Origin of the sequence: Scandinavium hiltneri (assembly GCF_024764835.1) — a bacterium.
Taxonomy (GTDB): domain Bacteria; phylum Pseudomonadota; class Gammaproteobacteria; order Enterobacterales; family Enterobacteriaceae; genus Scandinavium; species Scandinavium hiltneri.
This window is the reverse complement of record NZ_JALIGE010000075.1, coordinates 341,926-365,731: the sequence shown is the minus strand read 5'-3', so window position 1 is coordinate 365,731 and position 23,806 is coordinate 341,926. Positions and strand designations below refer to the sequence as shown.

Here is a 23,806-nt window from a genome sequence, read left to right as displayed (position 1 = left end):
AATCCACGTTAGCACTGACGGTGAAAGATTTAAATATTGTTTAATCTTTAAGTCATGTTTTGATAACTGTTATAAAAATGTTTAATAAATGTGTCACACAGATGAGTATTGGTACTGGCGAAATGTGACGCAACGCGGTAATATCGCCCGTTTTGTGACATACAGCACGCATCGTGCTTTATGGTTAACCGGTCATCCATAACCTTACTTTCTCTATGCCTGATACCTCTTCATCGTCAACGATTACCGACCAAAATGCGCTCTCTACCATCATGCGCTCTCCTGCCCTGCTGCTGCGCGAGTCGCTGGCCGGGGTGATCACTGCCCTGGCGCTGATTCCGGAAGTGATTTCTTTTTCGGTGATTGCAGGCGTGGACCCGAAAGTAAGCCTGATTGCATCGGTAGTGCTGTGTCTGGCGATGTCGTTCCTCGGTGGGCGTCCGGCGATGGTCACGGCGGCGGCAGGTTCGGTGGCGCTGGTCATCGGCCCGATGGTGCACCAGCACGGCGTGGCGTACATCCTGCCTGCGGTGGTGATGGCTGGCGTGATTCAGATTGCTTTTGGCGTGTTTGGTATGGCGAGGCTGATGCGATTCATCCCACAGGCGGTGATGACTGGCTTCGTGAATGCGCTCGGTATTCTTATTTTCTTTGCCCAGGTGCCGCATTTTTGGAGCAAAGAACCGCTGATTCTGGCGCTGTTTGCCGCTACGCTGTTGATTGTGCTGTGGGCGCCGCGAGTGGTTAAAAGCGTGCCTTCACCATTGATAGCTATCGTTATTCTGACGTTGTACACCGTTTACAGCGGCCAGATCCTGCCGACCGTCGGCGATGAAGGCTCGATGTCAGGCGGTTTGCCTGGGCTGACCCAGCTGCTGGTGCCGCTTAATCTGCAAACATTACAGATAATCTGGCCCTGCGCATTGAGCATCGCCTTTGTCGGGCTGATGGAATCGCTGCTGACCGCAAAACTGGTCGATGACTTAACCGCCACGCCGTCGAACAAAGCGCGTGAAAGCACCGGGCTTGGTATCGCCAATATCATGGCAGGCTTTTTCGGCGGGATTGCCGGGTGCGCGATGATCGGTCAGACCATCGTCAACGTGGAAATGGGTAAAGGCCGCAGCCGCTTGTCTACCGTTGTCGCAGGCCTGGTGTTGCTATTACTGGTAACCGGGCTGAGCAACGTGATGGCGAAAATCCCGATGGCGGTGCTCGCCGGGATCATGGCCATTGTGGCGTTCAAAACCTTTAGCTGGCACAGCCTTCAGCCAGCCACCCTGAAGCAAACGCCGTGGTCGGTAACACTGGTGATGCTGGTCACCGTCGCGGCGACCGTCAGCACCGGCAATCTGGCCATCGGTGTACTGGCCGGGATTGTGGCACTGGTGTTGATTCCGAAACGTATTCGCCGACATCACGCGGCTAAAGCAGAAACACCGTCGCCAGCCCCAGAAAAATAAAAAAGCCGCCAGTGTCGGTGATCGCAGTGATCATCACACTGGAGCCTACGGCCGGATCGCGGCCAAATTTGGTCATAATCATCGGGATCAGTACCCCCATCAACGACGCCACCAGCAGGTTGAGCACCATCGCCAACATCATCACGCCGCCAAGCTGCGGGTCATCGTACAGCCACCACGTCACTCCGCCCATTATGCCGCCCCACACCAGGCCGTTAATCAACGCCACGCCCATTTCACGCAGGATCAGGAACGAAAAGTTACCCGGCTGAATATGCTGGAGCGCCAACGCACGAACGATCATGGTGATGGTCTGATTGCCGGTATTGCCGCCGATCCCCGCCACGATAGGCATCAGCGAGGCCAGTGCCACCAACTGGGAAATGGTGTGTTCGAAGCTATCAATCACCCTTGAGGCAATAAACGCGGTACACAGATTGACCGCCAGCCACGCCCAGCGCGTTTTCACCGCTTTGCTGACGGGGGCGAATACGTCCTGATCGTTACTCAAACCACTCATCTGGCGAATGTCGTTGTCGGTTTCTTCGTATACCACTTCAACAATTTCATCGATGGTCAGACGCCCGAGCAGTTTGCCTTCGGCGTCTATCACGGCGGCACTCAGCAAGTCATCACGTTCAAAGGTACGCGCGACTTTTTCGGCCTCTTCTTCAGGATGGAAGGTGACGGGCTCCGCTTCCATCACGTCGTGAACCCGGCGCTGCGCCGGATTAAGCAAAATGGTTTGCAGCTCCAGTTCGCCAAGCAGCGTTTTATCACGCGAGGTAACGAACAGTTTGTCGGTGTTCTCCGGCATTTTTCCCAACCGGCGCAGGTAGCGCTGCACCGCGCCCAGCGTGACGTCCGGGCGAATGGTGATCACCTCGAACTCCATGATAGCCCCCACGCTGTCGTGGGCGTAATTCATCACCTGGCGCACGCGGTCGCGTTCGGTAGGTGCAAGCGTCGCCAACAGACGACCGGTCAGATTGCGCGGAAGATGCTGAACCAGATAGATTTTTTCATCGATATCGAGGGTTTCCAGCGCATCAAGCAACGCCTTGTCGCTCATCCCTTCAATCAGGTCTTCATACACGCCTTCGGACGCTTCGAGCAGCACGTTACCGCGCTTGCTGTCTTCCACCAGCCCCCAAAGCGCGAGTCGTTCATCGGAAGGTAGCGCCTCCAGCGTATCCGCCAGATCGGGCGCAGGCAGATGCGCCACCAGCGCGCCCACTTCGGCAATATCATCCGCCAGTTGCCCTTCGTCATATTGTTCAGCCAGCGTCAGTTTGTTGGTCAGCGCGGACGTAATGGCTTTATCGGTGGTCAGCAGCCAGATTAGCCGGGCACGCTCCTGGTCACGCAGTCGGGCACTGTTTTTATGAAACACGGACATCGGCTGGTCATCCTTAAGCAGTACGGGCTACGGCGTCCCGGGAAGCGGCATCGCGCTCTTCCCCAGTCAGCTCGCTGAGTTTGCCGTTGCGCATTTCCAGCAGGCGATCGGCGTGAATGAAGTAGTGATCGTCATGGCTGATAGCAAACACGGTTTTCCCCATCTCTTGCATCAGCGGCAGTAAAACCTGATAAAACTCGCGACGGAAATGCGGGTCCTGATCGGCGGCCCATTCATCCAGCAGAATGATGTCACGTTCCTCGGCCAGCGCCAGCAACAGCGCGACGCGCTTTTTCTGCCCTTTGGAGAGTTTCAGGTCAAGAATTTTACCGTTCTCAAGCTTCAGCTTATGCCCCATTTTCAGCTGTTCCAGCCACTTGTCGATAAGCGCCTGATTCGCCTGATGCCCTTCCGGGCCGAGCAGTTGGTCAAACAGCCACACGTCAGTAAACACCGCCGAGAACAGTTTGCGATAATCTTCCGGTTTATCCACCGCCAGCGGCTGACCGTCGAGCAGGATCGTCCCTGAAACCGGTTGATAAAGCCCGGTGAGCAGCATCGCCAACGTCGATTTCCCGCTACCGTTGCCGCCAATCAGAAACACCAGTTCCCCGCGATTCAGCGTCAGATTAATCGGCCCGACGGCAAAGGTGTTGTCCTGATAATGGAATTCCACGTCACGCAGTTCCAGCGTTTGCCAGTGCGGATGGGCTTCCGGCTTTGGAAACTCGGCGCGATACGGTGCCAGAGAAAAAGTGTTCAGCTTTTTAAACGCCACCTGGGCGCTGAGCAGCGTCGGCAGCGCGCCGACGGCGGAAAGCAGCGGCGTGCGCAAAAACAGCAGCGTCAGTGAATAGGTCGCCGCCACGTTGGTGTCCGCCCAACCGAGGCTATTCGCCATCCAGAACACCAGGCCAATCGCCCCAAGCATCATGATATTCGACCAGTTCACTGCGCTTAAATGGAAGGTGTCGGCGCGAATGATGTGGTGGCGATACTCTTTGGCGTCAGGAATATACAGGGTATTGAAGATATGCTCCGCGCGCTCGCGGTTGAGGGTCAGCTCTTTGCGCCCTTCCAGCACGGTCTGATAATCGTGGTACAGCTTGTCTTCCGTTTCGCGTAGGGTCGCCATGTGTTTGTACACCCGCGCCACCAGCACGAAGCCGCCCCAGATGGTCAGCGCCATCCACAACGCGGTGATCACCAGCATTTTGCCGGACAAGAAGAAGAGATACGCCGCCGAACCGAAGGTCAGAATGATGCCCTGCACCAGCTCCGGTAAGCGTACGAAGGCAATAGTAATGGCACGAACATCGCTGGTCAGCCCGGCGAGCAGCGCGGCGCTGCCCAGTTTTTCGACCCGCTCAATTTGGGTGTCGAGAATACGTTTGATGAATTCACTGCGCAGGCGATAGACGAAATGATGGCCGAGCACGGTTAATGCCAGCTGCGAACCGAGCGTGACGGCCATTAGCAGCGCCAGCAGGCCGAGGAATTCCGGAAGCACCGTCAGTGACGCATCGACGCTTTCGATCAGGCGCAGGTTAATGAACGCAATCAGGCCAATACCGAGCGCAGCGCTCAGCAGGCTCAGCGCCATGACGGCGATGAAAGGCCAGCGGTACTGCCGCCAGACCAGAAGAAGAAGCTGCATAAAAACGATTCCGGACGACCAAAACAGCCAGCAGTTTAAACGGCTCGCGCCTTACATCAAGAATAATTCTTATTTTTATTGCTGTTTCAGGTATGGCGGAAAGTGAGATTGAAACGGAACGCACCGGTTGCCGGATGGTCACCCTCTTTAAGCGGCTGAATGCCATGATAAAACAGCCTCGATTCGCCACCCCACACCACCACATCGCCGTGTTCCAGTAGTACGCGCTGCAAGGGATCGTTGCGCTTCAGCCCGCCAAACTGAAATACCGCAGGCAAGCCCAGCGAGACAGAAACAATCGGCGCGCGCAGGTTCTTTTCATCTTTATCCTGATGCAGCGAGAGTTTGGCTCCCGGCGAATATCGGTTGATAAGACAGGCGTCCGGCTGAAAATCAGCATAGCCCGCTTCCTGCGCACATGCCTGGGCCAGCGTTAAAAAAGCCACGGGCATGGCGGGCCAGCGCTGCCCGGTTTGCGGATCGACGCATGAATACAGATAACCGTGCTGATTTGTCGTCCAGCCGACGAGCCCGCAGTTGGTCATCGCCACAGACATGGTGTAGCCGCCGGGCGTGACCATTTGCCGGAAGGGAGACAGTTTCGCCACCTGATTGACCTGGCCGAGCAGTTGTTCGGCATTGGCCAGCGCGCGGCGACGTAAGATGACCGCCCCCGGCGCGAGTGGCTCCTGCCACGGCGGAGTATCGGCAAACAAATCCAGCATCGTTATCTCTCCTGTCCTGCTTCGCGGCGCAGTAAGGCCGCTTTTCGCGCTTCGCCCCAACGATAACCAGACAGTGCCCCGCTCTGTCGCACCACGCGATGACAAGGCACGATCAGCGCCAGTTTATTTGCCGCACAGGCATTCGCCACGGCGCGCACCGCTTTCGGTTTGCCGATGCTGTCTGCCACCTGCTGATAGCTGCGGGTTTCACCTGCCGGAATATCACGCAGCGCCTGCCAGACCGACTGCTGAAACGCCGTCCCGCGAATATCCAGCGGCAGAGAAACCGTTGCCCGCTGCCCGTCTAACAGGGCAATCACCTGCGCGACCTGCTGACGGAATCCGTCGTCCGCTTCTTCCCGCCGGGCATGGGGAAACATCTGCTCAAGTTCGGCAATCAGCGTTTCATCATTATCGCCCGGCAAAACGGCACAAATACCGCGAGTACTGGCCGCCACCAGACAACGCCCGAGCAGGCACGGCTGAAGCGTGTAGCGCACGCGCAGGTCATCGCCGCCGCGACGAAACTGGCGTGCCGTCATGCCGAGCGCGTCGTCTGCATGGCGATAGAAACTGCTGCTGCCAGGAAAACCCGCCGCCAGTACGGCCTCGGTGACTGTTGGGCTTTCTTTCAGTGCGTCACGCAATGTTTTCGCTCGCCAGGCCTGCTGCCAGGCGCGGGGCGTCATACCGGTCACGGACTTAAACAGCCGATGGAAATGATACGGACTGACGGCGACTTCCCGCGCCAGTTCGTCGAGCGTCAGGGTGCGCTCTTGCTCCAGCAATCGACAAGCCTGGGCAACTTTATCTATTCGCTGTTGTTGAGGGTCAGCTTTATCAGGCTGGCAGCGTTTGCAGGCCCGAAAACCGGCAGCCTCGGCGGCGCTGGTATTCGGGTAGAAACGGACGTTTTGGCGTAGAGCATGGCGCGCGCGACATGACGGGCGGCAGTAGATCCCAGTGGTCAGTACTGCAAATACAAACTGACCATCAGCGGCCAAATCTCTGTCGAGGACCGCCTGCCAGCGGACCTCATCATTAATAGCAGCATTACGTTTCATACAGTCTCCGGCTCTCTATTCAGGGTAGCCTGAGTCTGGCGCAGAGGGCAGCTAAAAAAACCGCCATTCTTGCTTTTTAATTTTTGCCGCTGACCAGGAAGGTTTCGAACTGCGGAGACATCCAGGTTTTGAAGCCGTCGCCATCTTTGATGATCATGTAAACCGCCAGCCCCTGTTTGCGCACGACTTCTTTGGCTTTCTCCGGACCGAGTACCATCAGTCCAGTATCCCAGCCGTCGGCTTCCAGCGCCGTCTGTGAAATCACCGTGACCGATACCAGTTTATGCTGGATAGGTGCCCCGGTTTGCGGATCGATCACATGGGAAATGCGTTTGCCGTCAAGCTCGTAGTAGTTGCGATAGCTGCCCGAGGTGCTGATGCCGTGGCCGTTGATATCCACAATCGCCTGCACCGCATTTTCTTTATCTGTCGGTTTCTGTATCGCCACGCGCCACGGCTGGCCTTCGGCATTCATGCCGCGGCTCGACAGCGCGCCGCCCACGGATACCAGGTAGCGGGCAATGCCTTCCTGTTCCATTAAGCGCGCCAGATGATCGGCGGCGTAACCTTCGCCCACGGTCGAGAGATCAACATACAAGTCGGGAATGTCTTTTTGTAAATACTGGCTGCCGGACTGGTTAATGACCGTCAGATGTTTCAGACCGGTACGCACTTTTGCGGCGTCAATTTGCGCCTGATCCGGCGTTTTCACCGGTTGTTTATCCGGGCCAAAGCCCCACAGATTCACCAGCGGCCCGACGGTAATGTCCATGGCACCCTGGGTTTTCGCGCCTATACGCAGTGATTCGGTGACGATATCTGCCATCGCTTCGTTGACTGGCCACGGTGCGGTACTGGTGGAATGGTTGAATCGCATCAGCGCGGAATCGTTTTTCCACGTGGAGAGCAGCTGATCGTCGGCGTCCAGCTGGCTTTGCACCTTCTGGCGTAGGGCTTCTGCTTTGCTACTGTCGAGATTGATGACGCTGACCCGCCAGAATGTCCCCATCGTCTTACCTTCAAGGACGGTGGCTGGCGCTTTTTGCGCATCAGGTGTCGGCGGGCTGTTATCGCAGCCGGAAATAACGAGAGCGACGGCCATCAGTGCCGCGCGGAAATAAGTGAAATCCATACGTAATGCCCCTCATGTTTGCGCGCAAGGGTACACCAATCACCTTAAACAAGGGATAAAAAAAAGGGTCCAGAAGGACCCTTTTTACTGATTAGCCGTCGATTAGAACTGGTAAACCAGACCCAGTGCTACGATGTCATCAGTAGAGACGCCGGCGTCTTTGGTGAATTTGTTGTCATCCAGCAGGTTGATTTTGTAGTCAACGTAGGTGGACATGTTTTTGTTGAAGTAGTAAGTCGCGCCTACGTCAACATATTTCAGCAGATCCTGGTCGCCGTAACCGTTTTCCAGGTCTTTACCTTTGGATTGCAGGTAAGCCACAGATGGACGCAGACCGAAGTCGAACTGGTACTGAGCAACAACTTCGAAGTTCTGCGCTTTGTTAGCAAAACCGATGCCGCCAGTGCGGGTTGCGTTGTAAGTCTGAGAGTACTGCGTCGCCAGGTAGATATTGTTGGCGTCGTATTTCAGACCACCGGTGTAGGTTTCAGCGTGATCGCCTTCACCCAGAACACGGTAGATATTTGGATTGCCATTTGCGTCGTTATCACCATCGATGTTGTAGATGGAGTTGTTCTGGTCGGTTGTACGCTTGGAGTTGGAGTACGCGAAACCAGCGCTGATGCCTTCCCAGATGTCATAAGTCACGGAGGTGCCGAAGCCTTCGCCGTTCTGTTTCTGGTATCCACGACCGTTGTTGGTGGAATCTTCGCCGCTTACGCTACCGTTTTTACCCTGATACTGCAGAGCAAAGTTCAGACCGTCAACCAGGCCGAAGAAGTCGGTGTTACGGTAAGTCGCGTAGCCGTTACCACGCTGCTGCATGAAGTTGTCAGCACCGTAGGTGTCGCCGCCGAATTCTGGCAGGACGTCAGTCCAGGAAGTTACGTCATAAACAACGCCGTAGTTACGACCGTAGTCGAAAGAACCGGCATCTTTAACACGAATACCCGCGAAGCCGACACGAGTCCATGCCTGATCAGCAGAACCTTCGGTGTTGTTCGCCTGAACGTTGTATTCCCACTGGCCGTAACCGGTGATCTGGTCGTTAACCTGAGTTTCGCCTTTGAAGCCCATACGGATGTAGGACTGATCGCCATCCAGACCCTTGTCATCGGAGAAATAGTGCAGGCCGTCTACTTTACCGTACAGATCTAATTTGTTGCCGTCTTTGTTATAAATTTCAGCCGCATTCGCGGTACCCGCTACCAGCAGTGCTGGTACCAGGAGGGACAGTACTTTAACTTTCATTTTATTAACCCTCTGTTATATGCCTTTTTTATGCCACTGCTTACTGATTAACCCTCTAATCAGTCGGCAAACCCATTGTGCTGCAAAATCCAGAAATATCCAACAAGAAAATGATACGAGAACTTTTAAGGTGTTTCAAATTACCCACGAGATGTTTCAATATGTAAATGTCACGGAACTTTTTCATGCCACGAAAAGCTAAAAAATATAGCACCAAAAATCAAAAATATTAAAAAACCCAATAAAATCAAATCAATCCTAGTCATTTTACGTATAGCACTGAATGACAAAACAAATTCATCAACGATCTCTAAAATAATCAACGCTATCATCATTAACTTTATTTATTACCGTCATTCAGTTCTGAATGTCTGTTTACTCATATTTCTACCGGGTGCTTCGCATCCGGTTTTTTTTTACCTTTCTTTACGCAAATTAATAGCCATGTGCTACCCACTCGAAATCATAACGACTATTAAGTAATCAACCCCGCTGGAAAAATTCCCCTTAGGTGCTACTGGTTAAATAATCTCTTGTTATTTAGTGCTATTCTTATAGATCTCAGCGTAAATATTTGTACAGAAAATGTAACTATGTACATCTCTGTGAGACAACTGTGCAGATTGTTCACAAAGTCAACAACCGGCCTGAGAATGTGGAAATTGACGCATTACCCTTTATACTGCCTGCTGGAGTTGCCCTGACTAAACCCAGTAGAAAGCCGGCAACAGGTTTTCACCAAAGGCAGCAGACCCGCTTTCAACGCATTTTATTTGGTGCAGTCATCATGGATTACACACACGAATGAGTCATTCCGACCCGACTATCTCCAACAAGTTTTCTCTGATTCCAGGGAGCATTAACCGTTTCTTTCTGCTGCTGATTGTCGTGCTGCTGGTGACGATGGGCGTGATTACCCAGAGTGCGGTGAATACCTGGCTGAAGGATAAAAGCTATCAGATTGTCGATATGACACATTCCATCCATAAACGCATCGATACCTGGCGCTACGCCACCTGGCAGATTTATGACAACATCGCTGCGTCCGCGACGGCAACCTCTGGTGCCGATGGCCTTCAGGAAACCCGCCTGAAGCAGGACGTGTATTATCTCGAGAAACCTCGCCGTAAAACTGAAGCGCTGATTTTCGGCTCCCACGACGGTGCCACCCTCGACATGACGCAAAAAATGTCGAACTACCTCGATACGCTTTGGGGTGCTGAAACCGTTCCATGGTCGATGTACTACCTCAACGGCCAGGATAACAGCCTGATCCTCATTTCAACCCTGCCGCTGAAAGATCTGTCCGCCGGTTTTAAAGAGTCTACGGTTGGCAGCATTGTTGATTCACGCCGCGCAGAAATGCTTCAGCAGGCCAATACGCTGGATGAACGCGAAACTTTCTCGGCTCTGCGCCGCCTCGCCTGGCAGAACGGTCACTACTTTACCCTGCGTACGACCTTCAACCAGCCGGGCCATCTGGCGACCGTCGTGGCTTTCGATTTACCGATTAACGATCTTATCCCTCCGGGCATGACGCTGGACAGCTTCCGCCTTGAGCCGGACCCTAAACAGAAAAACCTGCGCAGTCAGGATAAAGAAGCCGCTGACAGCGTGAGCATCAATTTCAACAGTTCGCGCATTGAGATTGCCTCGTCGATCAATTCCACCGGCATGCGCCTGGTGTGGCAAGTGCCGTTCGGTACGCTGCTGCTCGATACCTTACAAAACATTTTGCTACCGCTGCTGTTGAACATCGGCCTGCTGGCGCTGGCGCTGTATGGCTATAACACCTTCCGTCATTATTCCGGCCGCCGTCAGACGGAAAACGCCACTCCAGGCGCTGCCAACAATGAGCTGCGGGTATTGAAAGCTATTAATGAAGAGATTGTTTCGGTGCTGCCGCTGGGGCTGCTGGTGCATGACCAGGAGACCAATCGCACGGTTATCAGCAACAAAATTGCCGATCACCTGTTGCCGCATCTGAATCTGCAAAATATCACCAGCATGGCCGATCAGCACCAGGGCGTCATCCAGGCAACTATCAATAACGAACTGTACGAAATTCGTCAGTTCCGCAGCCAGGTGGCTCCGCGCACGCAAATCTTCATTATTCGCGACCAGGATAAAGAAGTGCTGGTGAACAAAAAGCTTAAACAGGCCCAGCGTCTGTATGAGAAAAACCAGCAGGGCCGCATCGCCTTTATGCAGAACATTGGCGAAGCGTTGAAGCAGCCGGTAAAATCGCTGGCCGAAGACGCCGCAGCACTGAAGGGTGATGAAACTCAGAAACTCGCTCAGCATGCCGATACGGTGGTGCGTCTGGTCGATGAGATCCAACTGGCGAATATGCTGGAAGGTGAAGGCTGGAAAGGACAATCCGCACTGTTCTCGATTCAGGATTTGATCGACGAAGTGGTGCCGGAAGTTTTACCGGTGATTAAGCGTAAAGGCCTGCAGCTGCTGATCAACAACCCTCTGGCGGCCAGCGAACAGCGTCATGGCGATCGCGAAGCGCTCAAGCGGATCCTGCTGCTGCTTATCCAGTACGCGGTCACAACCACTCAAATCGGTAAAGTGACGCTTGAAGTCGGGAAAGATGAATCCGCGCAAGACAGACTCACCTTCCGTATTCTGGATACCGGCAACGGCGTCTCGAACAGTGAAATCGACAATCTTCACTTCCCGTTCCTGAACGACACTCAGGAAGACCGATTCGGTAAAGCCAACGCCCTCACCTTCTGGCTGTGCGATCAGCTGGCGCGTAAACTTGGCGGCCATCTGAATATTAAAGCCAGGGAATCGCTGGGCACGCGTTACTCACTGCACGTCAAAATGGCGCCGCGTGAAGAAGAAACCGAATCGCAAGAGAAGCTACTCGACGACGTCATTGCAATGCTTGATATTACGTCCAACGAAGTGCGAAGCGTGGTCGTTCGACAGCTGGAAAACTGGGGCGCGAGCTGCATTTCCCCGGATGAGCGCCTGACAAGTCAAGAATATGATCTGTTTTTAACTGATAATCCGTCTAATCTTACTGCGCCTGGCTTGCTTTTAAGCGATGATGAGGTCGGTATTCGTAAGATTGGTCCAGGTCAGCTACGGGTCAACTTCAATATCAGTAATGCCATGCAAGAAGCAGTGCTACAGCTGATAGAAGAACAGCTGGCACAGGGAGAGTTGCTGGGAACACCCGCGGGTGTAAATGAAAACGCCGAGCTCCATGCCAGCGGTTATTATGCGCTGTTTGTTGATACGGTACCGGAAGATGTTAAGAGGTTGTATACTGAGTCAGCGACAGCTGACTTTGCTGCGCTGGCACAGACAGCTCACCGCCTGAAAGGGGTGTTTGCCATGCTCAATCTGGTACCCGGCAAGCAGTTATGTGAAACGCTGGAGCATCTCATTCGTGAGAAGGATGCACCCGGCACAGAAAAATATATCAGCGACATTGACGCCTACGTCAAAAGCTTGATGTAGCAAGGTAGCCTAATACATGAACAATATGAACGTTATTATTGCCGATGATCACCCGATTGTACTGTTCGGTATTCGCAAATCACTTGAGCAAATCGAGTGGGTGAATGTCGTCGGCGAATTTGAAGACTCCACTGCGCTTATCAATAATCTGCCAAAACTTGACGCCCATGTGCTGATTACCGATCTCTCCATGCCTGGAGACAAATACGGTGATGGCATTACGCTTATCAAATACATCAAACGTCATTTCCCGGCTATTTCGATTATTGTTCTGACCATGAACAATAACCCAGCCATTCTGAGTGCCGTTCTGGATCTGGATATTGAAGGGATTGTCCTGAAACAGGGTGCACCAACCGATCTGCCGAAAGCCCTCGCGGCGCTGCAGAAAGGGAAGAAATTTACCCCGGAAAGCGTTTCTCGCCTGCTGGAAAAAATCAGCGCGGGCGGTTACGGCGACAAACGTCTGTCACCGAAAGAAAGTGAAGTGCTGCGTCTGTTCGCAGAAGGTTTCCTGGTTACCGAAATTGCTAAGAAATTGAACCGCAGCATCAAAACCATCAGTAGCCAGAAGAAGTCGGCGATGATGAAACTGGGCGTGGAAAACGATATCGCCCTGCTGAACTATCTGTCTTCCGTCACGCTGAGCGCGGTCGACAAAGACTAAGCTGTTCATCCCCCGGTGCCCACCGGGGGAATCTTACTCCCTACTCTACTTTCTTGCCTTTCTGACCCGTGCTGCATAGACCGCCAGCGTCTGCTTGATCACATCCAGCGTTACCGGTTTCGACAGACAGCTATCCATACCTGATTCCAGACAACGCTGCTTCTCTTCCGCCAGCGCATTCGCCGTCACGCCCACAACCGGCAGCGTTAAGCCCAGCTGACGGATTCGCTGCGTGAGACGATAACCGTCCATATTTGGCATGTTGACGTCGCTGAGTACGATATCGATATGGTTTTTGCTGAGCACATTCAGCGCATCAACGCCGTCATTGGCGGTTTTGCACTGATAGCCAAGGGATCCGAGCTGGTCGGCCAGTAGCCGGCGGTTGATAGGATGATCGTCGACGACCAGAATCATCATGTCATCGTTGGCTTCAGCGGTGTTTTCCGCCAAAGCCAACGCTCCCCCGTTGTCAGCGGTTTCGACGTCAATACTGTAAATTCGGCCCAGCAGCGTCAGCAGTTCATGCGGTGATGCCACGCTGTGGATCCACTCGCCCGGCGCACGTTCCAGCGGAATACCGATATGGCGACGGCAGAATATAATCGCCCCACGCCCGGCCCACGGCTGGGCCAGTTCGTCGTCGGAAATCAGCATATCGTCAGCCTGTGGCGTCTGGCCCTCATAGCGCATCACTTCCACGCCGTGGCGCGACAGCAGGGATTCGATAAACTGCGACAGCGATGCATTACGCACCGCCAGCCAGCAGCGCTTGCCGGACAGGCCATCAATGGCGGCAGGATTCAGGTTTTGCGCACCATACAGTGGAATACGAATGGTGAACTGGCTGCCCATGCCCGGTTCGGTATCCACCGAAATGTCGCCGTCCATCATGTTGATGAGCTTCTCACAAATCGCCAGCCCCAGCCCGGTTCCCTGGAAATTACGCTGCACACCGGTGCCGACCTGGAAGAACGGGTCAAACAGACGGACCACTTCTTTCGCCGGAATACCCACCCCGGTATCACGCACGCTAATGCTGAGATAGTCCTCATCGCGGCGCAGATGCAGAATAATGCAGCCGACGTCGGTGAACTTAATCGCATTGCTCAGCAGGTTGGAAATCACCTGCTGCAAACGCATTGGGTCACCCGCCAGCTGCTGCGGCACATCCGGTTCAACGAAGCAGTACAGCCCAAGCTGTTTACGCACCACCAGCGGCAGATAGTTGGCGGTGATGTGGCTCATCACCTCGCGCGGAGAAAACTCGCGCGGTTCGATTTTCAGCTGCTCCGACTCAATCTTCGAGAAATCGAGAATATCGCTGATGATTTTCAGCAGCAGGCTGGAGGAGTTATTCATCGCCGTGACCAGTCGGTCGACGCCCTTCGGCAGCTCTTTCGTTTGCAGCAGGTCGAGGTTACCGATTATGCCGTACAGCGGGGTGCGCAACTCGTGGCTGACGGTGGCAAGGAACATGGATTTCGACTGGCTCGCCTGCTCGGCGGCCTGCGCCATTTCCTGCAACGACTCTTCCATCTTCACACGCGACGACACGTCCACCAGGACACAAATCGCCACATTTTCATTGCGATAGCGGGAATGGACAAAGCTGATTTGCAGATTGGTATTGTTGCTGGTGAGCACATCAACAAAGTTGACCTGCTGGCCACAGATAATCTGCGTCAACCGCTGTCGGTCTTCGTGGGTCAACATATTCAGGTAATTATGCGCCAGCTCGTTACTCAGGATGTTGGTCCCGTCCTGGGTGCGCAAAATACAGATCCCGACCGGGGCAGAGGCCACAATTTTACGGTTGAACTGCTCGTGCTCCTCCAGGCGCTGTGCATCGGCTTCGGCAGGCAGGAAAATCCGGCGTTCGTACATTCGCGCCAGGGTAAACAGCGCCACGCCGGTCAGAATATTCAGCAGTAAGGCATTGAGGATAAGCATTCTTATCCGCTCGAGAACCAAATCCACCGGCACCGAGTAGACAATGCTCAGCGAGGACGGCGGCAGGCTTTTCTTCAGCACCAGCTCGCGGAAGCCTGACGTGTAGCCAAACCAGGCACGCTCCTGCATCCAGTGCGGGTCGATTTTCAGTTTGCTATCGCCGCCGGTGAGAGAAATCAACGGCTGGCCGCTTTCATCCAGAATGGTCACGCCCATTGGCATACTGCCCGGCGTGAAGAAGTTTTCCATGCGGATGGTTTGTTCTATGCCGAGCAGTGCCTGTAGGCGGTTGGCGAGATACACCGGCGTCAGCGCATAGAAGTAGCCCACGCCCGGACGCGGGCCCTGGCTAATCCAGAACAGGTTATTGCCGCGCTCATCCTGCGGCGCATTGCGGTATTTCATGATCCGCTCATGCAGGATTTTCAGCGCCTGCTCATGTTCCATCGGCATATCGCGCAGGCCAAAGTTCGCCATACAGAGATTGTCGCTGCCAATCAGGAACACGCGATTGAGATCGTAAGCCGCAGAGAAATTGTCGCGCCAGTAGCGCATAAACCATGCCAGCGACTCAAGCGAGCCGCGCCAGGTGTTGCTCAGTGCACCGCAGTCGGAATCCTGGAACAGCGGCTCAAATTCGGGTACTTCGGTATCGTCTTTCGCCGTGCGTGAGGACATCACGCCGTTTTCCACACTCAGTCGATTTTCCGCAATGTACTTCAGCTCTTTCATCACGTCTGACGTGCGCTGAATGTAGCGCTGGGCCTGATCGTAGCTGAGGTTAAATTCCTGACGTATCTCCGCCTCTTTGGTGTGCAGCGAATTCACAATGTAGAACGCCGAGACAAAGGCAATCAGCAGCCAGAGCAACAGCGCCAGCGCCCGGAAAAGATAGCGGGAGACTTTCAGAGTCGTGCGAAAAGAGACGAGGTATTTCAACGTTTGGCCGTGTACATGCAAAAAGATGGGATTAAGGTAGCGGTAAATCTCTACCCTCGCAACGTTCAAAGAAAAAGGGCCAGTTTTCACTGGCCCTTTTCACTGACTTCAGGCGATTATTTCAGACAATTACTCGTCTGCGTCATCGGCTACATCGTCGTCAGATTCCACTTCCGGAGCGATTTCATCGTCACCTTCGGCAACGCTGCCGTCGATAGCGTCGAGTTCTTCTTCGTCAACCGGTTCAGCAACACGCTGCAGACCCACTACGTTTTCATCTTCCGCGGTGCGGATGAGGATAACGCCCTGGGTGTTACGGCCAACCACGCTGACTTCCGAAACGCGTGTACGCACCAGCGTACCGGCATCGGTTATCATCATTATCTGGTCGCTATCCACAACCTGTACGGCGCCTACCACCGAACCATTACGCTCGGTCACTTTGATCGAGATAACGCCCTGCGTGCCGCGAGACTTAGTTGGGTATTCGGTTTCAGAAGTACGCTTACCGTAGCCGTTCTGGGTCACGGTCAGAACCGCCCCTTCACCACGTGGGATAATCAGCGATACGACTTTGTCTTCACCGGCCAGTTTGATACCGCGAACACCCGTCGCCGTACGGCCCATGGCACGCACTGCACCCTCTTTAAAGCGCACCACTTTACCGGCAGCAGAGAACAGCATCGCTTCATCGTTACCGTTGGTCAGGTCAACGCCAATCAGCTCATCGTCTTCTTTCAGGTTCACCGCAATGATACCGGCAGAACGCGGACGGCTGAACTCGGTCAGCGCCGTTTTCTTGACGGTACCGCTGGCGGTAGCCATGAAGACGTTAACGCCCTCTTCGTATTCACGCACCGGCAGAATGGCGGTGATACGTTCGTTCGCTTCCAGCGGCAGCAGGTTGACGATTGGACGTCCACGCGCACCACGGCTCGCTTCTGGCAGCTGATAAACCTTCATCCAGTACAGACGACCACGGCTGGAGAACAGCAGAATGGTGTCATGGGTGTTGGCGACCAGCAGGCGGTCGATAAAGTCTTCTTCTTTAATACGGGCAGCTGATTTACCTTTGCCCCCGCGACGCTGAGCTTCGTAATCGGTCAGCGGCTGATATTTCACGTAGCCCTGGTGAGACAGGGTCACAACAACGTCTTCCTGGTTGATCAGGTCTTCGATGTTGATGTCTGCGGTATTGGCCGTGATTTCGGTACGACGCTGGTCGCCGAACTGCTCGCGAACAAGTTCCAGCTCTTCGCGAATCACTTCCATCAGACGGTCAGCGCTGCCCAGAATATGCAGCAGTTCCGCGATCTGTTCCAACAGCTCTTTATACTCGTCGAGCAGTTTTTCATGCTCCAGGCCGGTCAGTTTCTGCAGACGCAGATCCAGAATCGCCTGAGCCTGCTGTTCGGTCAGGAAATATTTACCGTCGTGAATACCGAACTGTGGCTCCAGCCACTCCGGACGCGCAGCGTCATCGCCCGCACGTTCCAGCATCGCAGAAACGTTGCCCAGCGCCCACGGCTGTGCAATCAGCGCCGCTTTCGCTTCGGCAGGCGTTGGCGCACGACGGATCATTTCAATGATCGGTTCGATGTTGGCCAGCGCGATAGCCAGCGCTTCAAGGATGTGCGCACGATCGCGTGCTTTACGCAATTCGAAGATGGTACGACGGGTCACGACTTCGCGGCGGTGACGCACAAACGCGGAAAGAATGTCTTTCAGGTTCATGATCTTCGGCTGGCCATGGTGCAGAGCAACCATGTTGATACCGAAAGAGGTCTGCAGCTGAGTCTGGGAGTAGAGGTTGTTCAGCACCACTTCACCCACCGCGTCACGTTTGATTTCAATCACGATGCGCATACCGTCTTTATCAGACTCGTCACGCAGCGCGCTGATACCTTCAACGCGTTTGTCTTTCACCAGCTCGGCGATTTTCTCGATCAGGCGAGCTTTGTTCACCTGATAAGGAATTTCGTGCACGATGATGGTTTCACGGCCCGTTTTGGCGTCAGCTTCGACTTCCGCACGGGCGCGAATATAGATTTTACCGCGACCGGTACGATAGGCTTCTTCAATGCCACGACGGCCATTGATGATAGCTGCAGTCGGGAAGTCAGGCCCTGGGATGTGTTCCATCAGCCCCTCGACGGTGATGTCTTCATCATCGATGTAAGCCAGGCAGCCATTAATGACTTCGGTAATGTTATGTGGCGGAATGTTCGTTGCCATACCCACCGCGATACCGGACGAACCGTTAACTAACAGGTTCGGGATCTTAGTTGGCATAACGTCTGGAATACGTTCGGTGCCGTCGTAGTTATCGACGAAATCAACGGTGTCTTTTTCCAGGTCGGCCATCAGTTCATGGGCGATTTTCGACATACGGATTTCCGTATAACGCATCGCTGCGGCGGAGTCGCCGTCTACTGAACCGAAGTTACCTTGGCCGTCGACCAGCATGTAACGCAGGGAGAATGGTTGCGCCATACGGACGATGGTGTCGTAAACGGCGGTATCACCATGAGGGTGGTATTTACCGATGACGTCACCCACGACGCGGGCAGATTTTTTGTAGGCTTTATTCCAGTCATTGCCCAATACATTCATGGCGTAAAGTACGCGACGGTGTACCGGCTTGAGTCCATCTCGGACATCTGGCAGTGCGCGGCCGACAATAACGGACATCGCGTAATCCAGATATGAGCGCTTAAGCTCTTCCTCAATGTTGACCGGTGTAATTTCTCTCGCAAGGTCGCTCATCTAACCGCTATCCCTCTACTGTTTCCCGGATTCAAAGGTCGCAAATTATAACACAGCCGACGTGATTGAGGTAAACCTATGTACCAGCACGGCGCTTTATTCGCGCCGGGGTGCTGATATACTCACAGACCTGATAAGAAAAGGAGTCAATGTACCCATGAATGCCGAAAAACATCCGGTGGCTAACGTCGATCACGACGAAATTGCGAAATTCGAAGCCGTCGCCTCACGCTGGTGGGACCTGGAAGGGGAATTTAAACCACTGCACCGCATTAATCCGCTGCGTCTGGGCTACATCAGCAACCATTCAGGCGGGTTGTTTGGCAAGAAAGTGCTGGATGTCGGCTGCGGCGGTGGGATCCTCGCCGAAAGCATGGCGCGTGAAGGTGCCACCGTTACCGGGCTGGATATGGGGTTTGAACCGTTGCAGGTCGCACGTTTGCATGCGCTGGAAACCGGCATTCAGGTGGATTACATTCAGGAAACCGTGGAAGACCACGCGGCGAAACATGCACAGCAATACGACGTCGTGACCTGCATGGAAATGCTCGAACACGTACCGGACCCACAGTCCGTGGTGAATGCCTGTGCGAAGCTAGTGAAGCCCGGCGGTCAGGTCTTTTTCTCCACCATCAACCGCAACGGCAAAGCGTGGCTGATGGCCGTTGTGGGTGCAGAATATGTCTTAAACATGGTGCCAAAAGGCACGCATGACGTGAAGAAGTTCATCAAGCCCGCCGAGCTGCTGAGCTGGGTCGACCAAACCTGCCTGCAGGAACGTCATATCATCGGCCTGCACTATAATCCGGTTACGAATCACTTTAAGCTCGCACCGGGTGTTGATGTTAATTACATGTTGCATACAACGGCAAAAAACGACTAACGTCATAGCTTATTCTTATAAAGATTGCGCAGCGTTCTGTTGCGCAATTCACCTTCTCGTTGAAGAAATCAGCACTCGATCAAATTTCTATTTTTTTTCTTCAAATATTGACAATGTCGCCAGGCCTTACAATCCGTGGACTTAGCCTCCGCTACCCTTTTGCAACCTTAAATTAACGTCAAAATCAACCCTTGTACTCAAATGAATCCTTACTAGAATACTCACCATATAGCGTTAATCTTATCGCATAACCCCTACATATAGTATTTATCCACAGAGTTAGCCACAACGGCATTTTGTGGATAAACGGGGGGTATTTTTCCATTTCACGGACAGGTAAAAAAGCACATGAATCAGCGTCTGATGGTGACTAAGCGTGATGGCGAGACTGAGCAAATCAATCTCGATAAAATTCATCGCGTGCTGGACTGGGCGGCCGAAGGGCTGAACAACGTTTCCATTTCTCAGGTTGAACTGCGCTCTCACATCCAGTTCTATGACGGCATCAAAACTGCCGACATCCATGAGACCATCATCAAGGCCGCTGCGGATCTGATCTCCCGTGATGCTCCTGATTATCAGTACCTTGCCGCGCGCCTGGCGATTTTCCATCTGCGTAAGAAAGCGTACGGCCAGTTTGAACCGCCTGCGCTGTACACCCACGTCGTCAACATGGTTGAGCTGGGTAAATACGACAGTCATCTGCTGGAAGACTACACGGAAGAAGAGTTCAAGCAGATGGACGGTTTTATCGACCACTGGCGCGACATGAACTTCTCCTACGCCGCCGTGAAGCAGCTGGAAGGGAAATACCTGGTTCAGAACCGCGTAACGGGCGAAATCTATGAAAGCGCCCAGTTCCTCTACATTCTGGTTGCCGCGTGTCTATTTTCTAACTATCCGCGTGAAACGCGTCTGGACTACGTGAAGCGTTTTTATGACGCCGTCTCCACCTTCAAGATTTCACTGCCGACGCCAATCATGTCCGGCGTGCGTACCCCGACGCGTCAGTTCAGCTCTTGCGTGCTTATCGAGTGCGGCGACAGCCTCGACTCCATCAACGCCACTTCCAGCGCCATCGTGAAATACGTTTCTCAGCGCGCCGGGATTGGTATCAACGCCGGTCGCATCCGTGCGCTGGGCAGCCCAATTCGTGGCGGTGAAGCGTTCCACACCGGCTGTATCCCGTTCTACAAGCACTTCCAGACCGCCGTGAAATCCTGTTCTCAGGGCGGCGTGCGTGGCGGTGCAGCTACACTGTTCTACCCAATGTGGCATCTGGAAGTTGAAAGCCTGCTGGTGCTGAAAAACAACCGCGGTACCGAAGCGAACCGCGTGCGTCACATGGACTACGGCGTACAGATCAACAAACTGATGTACACCCGTCTGCTGAGAGGTGAAGACATCACTCTGTTCAGCCCGTCCGACGTCCCAGGCCTGTATGACGCGTTCTTCGCCAATCAGGACGAGTTTGAGCGTCTGTATGTGAAATACGAAAAAGACATCAGCATCCGCAAGCAGCGCATCAAAGCGGTTGAACTGTTTTCTCTGGTGATGCAGGAACGCGCCTCTACCGGCCGCATCTACATCCAGAACGTTGACCACTGCAACACCCACAGCCCGTTCGATCCGGCTATTGCCCCGGTGCGCCAGTCTAACCTGTGCCTGGAAATCGCCCTGCCGACCAAACCGCTGGACGATGTAAACGACGAAAACGGTGAAATTGCCCTGTGTACCCTGTCTGCATTCAACCTTGGCGCGATTGACAGCCTGGACTCTCTGGAAGAGCTGGCAATTCTGGCGGTTCGTGCGCTGGATGCCCTGCTCGATTATCAGGACTACCCAATTCTGGCGGCAAAACGTGGCGCAATGGGCCGTCGTACCCTCGGCATTGGCGTTATCAACTTCGCTTACTACCTGGCGAAAAACGGTAAACGCTACTCCGACGGCAGCGGCAACAACCTGACCCACAAAACGTTTGAAGCCATTCAGTACTACCTGCTGAAAGCGTCCAACGAACTGGCGAAAGAGCAAGGCGCGTGCCCGTGGTTCAACGAAACCACCTACGCGAAAGGCATTCTGCCGATCGACACCTACAAGAAAGACCTGGATGCTATCGTTAACGAGCCGCTGCACTACGACTGGGATGGTCTGCGTGAGTCGATCAAAACCCACGGCCTGCGTAACTCCACGCTGTCTGCCCTGATGCCGTCTGAGACCTCTTCGCAGATCTCTAACGCCACCAACGGCATCGAACCGCCGCGCGGTCATGTCAGCATCAAAGCGTCGAAAGACGGGATCCTGCGCCAGGTTGTGCCGGATTACGAAAAACTGCAGAACAGCTACGAGCTGCTGTGGGAAATGCCGAACAACGACGGGTATCTGCAATTAGTGGGAATCATGCAGAAGTTTATCGACCAGTCGATTTCGGCAAACACCAACTATGACCCGACGCGTTTCCCGTCGGGTAAAGTGCCGATGCAGCAACTGCTCAAAGACCTGCTCAATGCCTATAAATTTGGCGTGAAAACCCTGTACTATCACAACACCCGTGATGGCGCAGAAGATGCCCAGGACGATATGGCACCGTCCATCCAGGACGATGGCTGCGAAAGCGGCGCATGTAAAATCTAAGCTATTTGCCGGGTAGCGCTTCGCTTACCCGGCCTACGATTTTGACGGCCCGGCCAACAACGCATCACCGGGCAATAAAATCTCAACAGGACTCATTCATGGCTTATACCACCTTTTCACAGACGAAAAATAACCAGCTGCTGGAGCCCATGTTTTTCGGCCAGCCGGTCAACGTGGCACGCTACGATCAGCAAAAATATGACATCTTCGAAAAGCTGATTGAAAAGCAACTCTCCTTCTTCTGGCGCCCGGAAGAAGTCGACGTATCGCGCGATCGTATTGACTACCAGGCGCTGCCAGACCATGAAAAGCATATTTTCATCAGCAACCTGAAGTACCAGACGCTGCTGGATTCCATTCAGGGCCGTAGCCCGAACGTGGCGCTGCTGCCGCTGATCTCTATTCCTGAACTGGAAACCTGGGTCGAAACGTGGGCGTTCTCTGAAACCATCCACTCGCGTTCATACACCCATATCATCCGTAACATCGTCAACGATCCGGCGACCGTGTTCGATGATATCGTCACCAACGAGCAGATTCAGAAACGTGCCGAAGGGATTTCCCACTACTACGATTCCCTGATTGAGCTGACCAGTTACTGGCATCTGCTGGGCGAAGGCACGCATAACGTGAACGGCAAGACAGTGACCGTTAACCTGCACGAGCTGAAGAAAAAACTGTATCTGTGTCTGATGAGCGTCAACGCGCTGGAAGCTATCCGCTTCTACGTCAGCTTTGCCTGCTCCTTCGCGTTCGCAGAACGTAAGCTGATGGAAGGCAACGCCAAAATCATCCGCTTGATTGCGCGTGATGAAGCCCTGCACCTGACCGGCACTCAGCACATGCTGAACCTGCTGCGTTCAGGCCAGGACGACCCGGAAATGGCCCTGATTGCTGAAGAGTGCAAACAAGAGTGTTATGACCTGTTCGTGCTGGCGGCCCAGCAGGAAAAAGAGTGGGCAGAATATCTGTTCCGTGACGGCTCGATGATCGGCCTGAACAAAGACATTCTGTGGCAGTACATCGAATACATCACCAACATCCGCATGCAGGCGGTTGGGCTTGATATGCCGTTTAAGACCCGCTCCAACCCTATCCCGTGGATCAACACCTGGCTGGTATCCGATAACGTCCAGGTTGCGCCGCAGGAAGTTGAAGTCAGCTCTTATCTGGTCGGTCAAATCGACTCCAATGTGGATGCCGACGACCTGAGCAACTTCCAGCTCTGATGAGCCGCGTAACCCTTCGTCTGACTGGCACACAACTGTTGTGCCAGGAAGAACATCCTTCGTTATTGGTGGCGCTAGAGTCGCACAACGTGGCGGTAGAGTTTCAATGTCGGGAAGGCTATTGCGGCTCCTGCCGTTGCCGTCTGGTGTCCGGTCAGGTTGACTGGCTGACCGAGCCGCTGGCGTTTATTCAGCACGGGGAAATTCTGCCGTGCTGCTGTAAAGCCAAAGGCGACATCGAAATCGAAATATAATGCGGCGGATTTATCGCTCGTTCTTAATCTTATCATATACCCCAAATAATCTGAGTTGCATCGCGGCGGCAAGCGAGCAAGTCCCGATAAGCTTACTCAGGTAAGTGATTCGGACGAGTAAGAGCAGCCAACAAAGATGCAGCGTGAAGTATGACAGGCATAAAGCCCTCCTGCATAACCTCATGATAATAAAAACAAAATTTATTATACTTTTCCCTGAATTTATTATTTATTTGCCAGCGTTAATTATTTACTTAATACTCCCTGAAAATTTACACCTTCTGGTTATCTATTAGTAATATCAAGGAAT

Annotated in this window: 15 protein-coding genes; 7 read left to right on the top strand and 8 right to left on the bottom strand. The window is 53.7% G+C overall.

What is annotated here, in order from left to right:
• Window positions 1-215 precede the first annotated feature (215 nt).
• Window positions 216-1,463 (top strand): SulP family inorganic anion transporter, encoded by a 1,248-nt coding sequence (locus MUU47_RS16740; RefSeq protein WP_258989263.1) that lies wholly within the window; start codon window positions 216-218, stop codon window positions 1,461-1,463.
• On the opposite strand, the gene mgtE is transcribed toward MUU47_RS16740, so the two are convergent.
• The 6 genes from mgtE to MUU47_RS16710 all read right to left on the bottom strand — a co-directional run bounded on the left by mgtE (window position 1,426) and on the right by MUU47_RS16710 (window position 8,691).
• Window positions 1,426-2,862 carry a magnesium transporter gene (gene mgtE, locus MUU47_RS16735; RefSeq protein WP_258989262.1) on the bottom strand — a complete coding sequence of 479 codons (1,437 nt, stop codon included), beginning with the start codon at window positions 2,860-2,862 and terminating at the stop codon, window positions 1,426-1,428. The two genes, MUU47_RS16740 and mgtE, sit on opposite strands and share 38 nt — an antisense overlap.
• Window positions 2,863-2,875: 13 nt before the next feature.
• Window positions 2,876-4,519: a multidrug ABC transporter permease/ATP-binding protein gene (locus MUU47_RS16730; protein WP_258989261.1), complete on the bottom strand. Its 1,644-nt coding sequence runs from the start codon at window positions 4,517-4,519 to the stop codon at window positions 2,876-2,878.
• 86 nt (window positions 4,520-4,605) lie between these two features.
• A complete protein-coding gene (gene alkB / locus MUU47_RS16725; RefSeq protein ID WP_258989260.1) occupies window positions 4,606-5,244 on the bottom strand; it encodes a DNA oxidative demethylase AlkB in 639 nt (212 codons plus the stop codon).
• Window positions 5,245-5,246: 2 nt separating this feature from the next.
• Window positions 5,247-6,308 (bottom strand): bifunctional DNA-binding transcriptional regulator/O6-methylguanine-DNA methyltransferase Ada, encoded by a 1,062-nt coding sequence (ada, locus tag MUU47_RS16720; protein WP_258989259.1) that lies wholly within the window; start codon window positions 6,306-6,308, stop codon window positions 5,247-5,249.
• Between the two features lie 76 nt (window positions 6,309-6,384).
• Complete coding sequence (apbE, locus tag MUU47_RS16715; protein ID WP_258989258.1) at window positions 6,385-7,440, bottom strand: FAD:protein FMN transferase ApbE; 1,056 nt, start codon at window positions 7,438-7,440, stop codon at window positions 6,385-6,387.
• A gap of 102 nt (window positions 7,441-7,542) precedes the next feature.
• Window positions 7,543-8,691 carry a porin OmpC gene (locus MUU47_RS16710; RefSeq protein ID WP_258989257.1) on the bottom strand — a complete coding sequence of 383 codons (1,149 nt, stop codon included), beginning with the start codon at window positions 8,689-8,691 and terminating at the stop codon, window positions 7,543-7,545.
• Between the two features lie 804 nt (window positions 8,692-9,495).
• On the opposite strand from MUU47_RS16710, the gene rcsD reads away from it, so the two are divergent.
• Both rcsD and rcsB read left to right on the top strand, forming a co-directional pair.
• Entirely contained in the window at window positions 9,496-12,171 is a 2,676-nt protein-coding gene (gene rcsD / locus MUU47_RS16705) for a phosphotransferase RcsD (protein ID WP_258989256.1), read from the top strand.
• Window positions 12,172-12,187: 16 nt separating this feature from the next.
• Complete coding sequence (rcsB, locus tag MUU47_RS16700; protein ID WP_110509325.1) at window positions 12,188-12,838, top strand: response regulator transcription factor RcsB; 651 nt, start codon at window positions 12,188-12,190, stop codon at window positions 12,836-12,838.
• Window positions 12,839-12,883: 45 nt separating this feature from the next.
• Here the strand turns inward: rcsB and rcsC are convergent, their stop codons facing one another.
• Window positions 12,884-15,730 carry a two-component system sensor histidine kinase RcsC gene (rcsC, locus tag MUU47_RS16695; RefSeq protein ID WP_258989254.1) on the bottom strand — a complete coding sequence of 949 codons (2,847 nt, stop codon included), beginning with the start codon at window positions 15,728-15,730 and terminating at the stop codon, window positions 12,884-12,886.
• Window positions 15,731-15,859: 129 nt separating this feature from the next.
• Window positions 15,860-18,496 (bottom strand): DNA topoisomerase (ATP-hydrolyzing) subunit A, encoded by a 2,637-nt coding sequence (gene gyrA / locus MUU47_RS16690; RefSeq protein WP_258989252.1) that lies wholly within the window; start codon window positions 18,494-18,496, stop codon window positions 15,860-15,862.
• Between the two features lie 157 nt (window positions 18,497-18,653).
• Between gyrA and ubiG the strand changes: the two genes are divergently transcribed.
• The 4 genes from ubiG to yfaE all read left to right on the top strand — a co-directional run bounded on the left by ubiG (window position 18,654) and on the right by yfaE (window position 23,496).
• Complete coding sequence (ubiG, locus tag MUU47_RS16685; protein WP_258989251.1) at window positions 18,654-19,379, top strand: bifunctional 2-polyprenyl-6-hydroxyphenol methylase/3-demethylubiquinol 3-O-methyltransferase UbiG; 726 nt, start codon at window positions 18,654-18,656, stop codon at window positions 19,377-19,379.
• A 348-nt stretch (window positions 19,380-19,727) separates the two neighbouring features.
• Entirely contained in the window at window positions 19,728-22,013 is a 2,286-nt protein-coding gene (gene nrdA, locus MUU47_RS16680) for a class 1a ribonucleoside-diphosphate reductase subunit alpha (protein ID WP_258989250.1), read from the top strand.
• Between the two features lie 98 nt (window positions 22,014-22,111).
• Entirely contained in the window at window positions 22,112-23,242 is a 1,131-nt protein-coding gene (nrdB, locus tag MUU47_RS16675) for a class Ia ribonucleoside-diphosphate reductase subunit beta (RefSeq protein WP_258989249.1), read from the top strand.
• Entirely contained in the window at window positions 23,242-23,496 is a 255-nt protein-coding gene (gene yfaE, locus MUU47_RS16670; RefSeq protein ID WP_258989248.1) for a class I ribonucleotide reductase maintenance protein YfaE, read from the top strand. Before nrdB ends, yfaE begins: the two co-directional genes overlap by 1 nt.
• Window positions 23,497-23,806 lie beyond the last annotated feature (310 nt).